The organism is Actinomycetota bacterium, assembly GCA_040905475.1.
GTDB lineage: Bacteria > Actinomycetota > AC-67 > AC-67 > AC-67 > DATFGK01.
The window spans coordinates 10,850-15,682 of the sequence record JBBDRM010000162.1 but is presented as its reverse complement, the minus strand read 5'-3'; the positions used below and the strand labels follow the sequence as shown (position 1 = coordinate 15,682).

The following is a 4,833-nucleotide window of genomic DNA, read 5'->3' as shown; positions in this document are numbered from 1 at the left end:
CGCCCGGGGGCTCGCGACCGACGAAGGACTGATGGCTCGCTACGCCTCCGGCCCGTCCGCTCCGACGCTGCGGCTCTACACCTACCGCTCGCATTGCGCGCTCGTGGGCCGGTTCCAGGACGCAGCCGCCGAGCTGGACCTGGAGGCGTGCGAACGGACCGGCACCCAGGTGAACCGGCGGCCGACCGGCGGCGGCGCGATCGTCATGGGACGGGATCAGATCGGGCTGGCGCTGGTTGCGTCGCTGAGCGACCCGATCACTCCCCCTCATGCGCGCGCGATGATCGCGCGGTTCGGGGAGGGGATCGTCCGCGGGCTCGCGCGGCTCGGGATCGACGGTGAGGTGCGCGGCAAGAACGACGTCGCCGTGCGCGGACGCAAGATCGCCGGGCTCGGCGTCTACACCGACGTGCACGACGCCGTGCTGTTCCACGCGAGCGTGCTCGTCGATCTGGACGTGCCGTTCATGCTGTCGGTGTTGAACGTCCCGGTCGCCAAGCTGGCCGACAAGGCGGTGGCGTCGGTTCGGGAGCGGATCACGACCGTCCGCGCAGAGACGGGCTCGGCGGTCGAGACCGGAGAGATCCGTCGCGTGATCGAAGCGGGATACCAGGAATCGTTCGGTATCGGGCTCGAGAACGACGTACTCGACGAGGCGGACCGTTCCGAGACGGGCGCGCTGATCGCCCGGCGCTACGGCCGCCCGGGATGGGTCCACTCGCGGACCTCCGGAGCGCCGCAGGGAACCTCGATCCTGAAAACACCCGGCGGGCTCCTCCGGATCGCCGTGCGCTTATCCGGCGAAGCGATCGAGGACGTGCTCGTCGGAGGGGATTTCATGGCCGGCGACCGCGCCGTCGCCGAGCTCGAGGCGGCGCTGCGATGGGTAGCGGCCGACCGCACTCGGGTCGAGGAGGCGGTGAAGCTCGGCTTCGCCCGCGGCGGCGGGCTCGAGCGTGTCTCCGACACCGAGCTTTCGGAGGCACTCTGGCAGGCGGTGCTCGACGCACGCTCGCGTCGCGGGGCGACGGGCTCGTGCTACTACCCGGCCGTCACCTCGGCGGCGTCGGACGCGACCGTGGTCAGGGGATAGGGGGCGTCATGGCGATCACCAGAGAGCACCTGCCGATCGCGGTGGACCAGCCGGAGGAACGGCGATCCTCGCCCGACTGGGTCCGGATCAGCACGGCGAGCGCCATCGCGCTTCGGTTCCGGTCCGGACGCTTCACCCGCGACTTCGAGTTCGGAGGCATCAACCTGCTCCTGAACTACCCGGACCAGGGATGTCTCTCGGACTGCTCGTACTGCGGTCTCGCGCGCACGCGACCGGGTACCTACGAGGACAAGTCGTTCATCCGTGTCGATTGGCCGCTCGTGTCCACCGACGAGCTGGTCGACCGGATGGCTCTCCACGCGGCCAAGCTCACGCGTCTTTGCATCTCGATGGTCACGCACGGACACGCCTACCGCGACACCGTCGAAATCACCGGCAGGATCCGGGCGAAGGTCCCGACCCCGCTGTCGATCCTGGTCGCGCCGCCGACGCTCGATCAGGAGCGGATCCGAAGCTTCCGCCAGATCGGCGTCGACATGATCGGGGTCGGGCTGGACGCCGTCACTCCCGACCTGTTCCGCCGTCACCGTACCGACGTCCCCGCCGGCGGTCTCCGCTGGAAGAAGTACTGGGAGGTCATCGACGACGCCCGCGACGTGTTCGGGCCGTGGAAGGTCAACGTGCACACGCTCGTCGGGCTCGGCGAGACCGACCGGGATCTCTGCGAGCTGTTCTTCCGTCTCTGCGACCGGCAGATCTTCCCGTACCTGTTCTCGTTCAACCCGGAGCCCGATTCGCGCATGGCGGCCGCGCCCCGCGCGCCGTTGGGACGCTGGCGCCGCATCCAGCTCGTCAAGCACCTGATCGAGCGCGAAGGGCTTCGATCCGATCAGCTCGCATTCGACGGCGACGGCGCCCTCGTCCGGCTCGACGCGCCGCGCGCGTGGGTCTCCGAGCACGTTCGCCGGGGCGAGGCGTTCATGACCAACGGATGCCCGGGCCCGGACGGCGAGCCGGGCTGCACCCGGCCCTACGGCTCGTACCGCCCGAGCGAGCCGTTCCGCGACTTTCCGTTCTTGCCCCTGATCGACGACACGCGCGGCATCGAGGCAGACCTTCGCCTCGAGGAGATCCTCGACTGACACGGAGGTGCGTCACGTGGAGATCATCGTTCCCATCAAGCAGGTTCCGGATCTCGTGGACGAGCTGGAGATCGCGTCGAGCGGCACGGACCTCGACCGCGAGTACCTGCGCTACGTCCTGAACGAGTTCGACGATCAGGCCCTCGAGGCGGCGCTCCTGCTCAAGGAGGCACACGGCGGCCGCGTCACGGTCGTCGCGCTGGACATGGGCGAGGTGGACAACGTCCTGTTCACCGCGGCGGCGAAGGGCGCCGACGTGCTCGTGAAGATCACGGGGGACTTCGCCGACCGGCCCGCGGGCTCGCACGCGATGGCGCGCATCGTCGCGGACGTGGTCCGCGACCGACCGTTCGACCTGATCTGCACCGGCGTGCAGTCGGCCGAGGATCTCGACGGCCAGCTCGCGCCGCTGCTCGGGTCGGCCCTGGGGTTGCCCCACATCTCGGTGGTGAGCGGCATCGAGGCCGATGGAGGGACGATACGGGTGCTCCAGGAGCACGGCGGCGGCGTGATGGCCAGGCTGGAAGCCCCCTTGCCGTGCGTGCTCGGGGTCCAGGCGGCAGCGCAACCGCCTCGGTACGCGCCGGTGTCACGGGTCCGTCAGGCGATGAAAGAGACCACCATCGAGGAGGTCGCCGCGACGGCCGTCGAAGCCGACCCGCTCACCATCCGCCGTTTCGCCAAGCCGGAATCCGCCACCCACGCGGAGATGATCGCCGGCTCCACCGACCAGATCGTCGACAAGATCCTCTCGCTCCTCCGGGAGCGGGGGCTCGTGAAGGCTTAGGGGGAAGATATGGGCGACGTATTCGTGATCGTCGAGCAGCGCGACGGAGTCGTCGCGCCGGTGAGCTTCGAAGTACTGGGCGCGGGCGCGGCCCTTGCGTCGTCGCTTGGGACCCGGTGCGTCGCGGTGGTCGCCGGCGGCGACGACGCCGCCTCGCTGGCGCCCCAGCTCGGCGCCGCGGCGCAAGTGGTGTCGATCGCAGACGGCAGGCTCGCGTCGTATTCGCCGGAGGCGTACAAGGCAGCGATCGGCGAGGTGCTGGCCGGGCGCGACGCCAGGCTGGTGCTCCTCGGCAACACCACGGTCGGGATCGATCTCGGCGCCGGGCTGTCGGCGGCCCTCGGCGTCCCGCTCGTCGCGTACGCGACGGACCTCTCCGCCGAAGGCGCGACGGTCGTCGCGACGAGCCGGCTCTACGGAGGGAAAGCCGACGTCGACATCGCGATCGATGGAGCCGCGGTCGTGACGGTGCAGGCGGGCGCGTTCCCGGCCGATGCGGGGCGGGTGAGCGGTTCACCCGAGCTCGAGGAGGTCAAGGCGCCGGCGGCGCTCGAAGGCGTTCGCACCCGGTTCCTCGAGCTGATCGAGCCGCAGGGTGGTGACGTCGACATCACCCGGCAAGACATCCTCGTGTCGGTCGGACGCGGGATCCAGAACGCCGACAACCTCGAGGTCGTCCAGGAGCTGGCCGACGCGCTCGGCGGCGCACTGTCCGCCTCGCGCCCGGTGACCGACAACGGGTGGCTTCCGAAGACGCGACAGGTCGGCAAGTCCGGGCTCGCGGTGAAGCCGAAGCTCTACCTGTGCGCCGGCATCAGCGGCGCTCCCGAGCATCTCGAGGGGATGCGCGACGCGGAGCTGATCATCGCGATCAACACCGACGAGAAGGCCCCCATCTTCGACGTCGCGCACTACGGGATCACGGCCGACCTCTTCGATGTGGTTCCGGCGCTCACCGAGAAGCTGAAGGGCTGAGGACGGACGGGAGCCAGCGGTGCAGGATCCGACACGCGAGGTCTTCGAGAACTTCCCCCACTGGATGAAGCTCATGTTCTACGTCCTCGCCTTCATTATGACCTCGTCGTTCCTCGTGGGCGCCACGGTCCGGATCCGCAAGTACCGCCGGGGACGGAGGGCGGGTCGTCTCGACCGGCCGGCGCGGCGCTTCGGCCGCGCGGTCGGCCTCGTCGGGAGCAACAAGACGGTCGCGCGACGCAACCTCAGGACCGGGCTCGCTCATGCAGCCATCCTTTGGGGATTCACGACCCTGTTCATCGGCACCGTGATCCTCACGATCGACTACGACGTGGTGCGGCTGTTGTTCGGGGAGGACGCGCGATTCTTCCGCGGGACCTTCTACGTGTCGTATTCGTTCATCCTCGACACGCTCGGAGCCGCGTACATCCTCGGCCTGCTGTACATCGCCTGGCGCCGGCGCTTCCAGAAGCCCGCGGCGCTCGACTACACCCGGGTCGACCGGCCGGAAGGCTCGTACTCGCGCAAGCCGTACAAGCGCGGAGACTGGCTGTTCTGGCACTTCCTGTTCTGGCTCGGGATCGGAGGTTTCCTGCTCGAAGGGCTCCGGATCGTGGCGAACGGATTCCCGTCGCACGAGATCTGGTCTCCGGTCGGATGGGTCGCCGCGCGCGGCCTCGAGGCGGCCGGCATGAGCACCGCCGCCGCCACCGACGCGCACCTCGTGACCTGGTGGGCGCACGCGAGCATGGCGCTGCTGTTCATCGGGTACATCCCGTTCTCGAAAGCGATGCACATGCTCACCGACGTCGCGAACCTGACCTTCACCGACGGACGAAGCACGTCGGCGACGTTGCCGCGCGTCGCCGACGGGG

At 69.3% G+C, this 4,833-nt stretch carries 5 protein-coding genes; all 5 read left to right on the top strand.

Annotation, left to right across the window (positions count from 1 at the left end):
- On the top strand, positions 1-1,093 hold a 1,093-nt coding region (locus WEB06_20140), incomplete at its 5' end, for a biotin/lipoate A/B protein ligase family protein (GenBank protein ID MEX2557928.1).
- An 8-nt stretch (positions 1,094-1,101) separates the two neighbouring features.
- Positions 1,102-2,196 (top strand): radical SAM protein, encoded by a 1,095-nt coding sequence (locus WEB06_20135; protein MEX2557927.1) that lies wholly within the window; start codon positions 1,102-1,104, stop codon positions 2,194-2,196.
- A 16-nt stretch (positions 2,197-2,212) separates the two neighbouring features.
- On the top strand, positions 2,213-2,983 hold the full coding sequence (locus WEB06_20130) for an electron transfer flavoprotein subunit beta/FixA family protein (GenBank protein MEX2557926.1): 771 nt from the start codon (positions 2,213-2,215) through the stop codon (positions 2,981-2,983).
- 9 nt (positions 2,984-2,992) lie between these two features.
- Positions 2,993-3,958, top strand: a complete 966-nt coding sequence (locus tag WEB06_20125; protein MEX2557925.1) for an electron transfer flavoprotein subunit alpha/FixB family protein — start codon at positions 2,993-2,995, stop codon at positions 3,956-3,958.
- Positions 3,959-3,977: 19 nt separating this feature from the next.
- Positions 3,978-4,833: Fe-S oxidoreductase (locus WEB06_20120; GenBank protein MEX2557924.1), on the top strand; the 856-nt coding region annotated here is incomplete at its 3' end.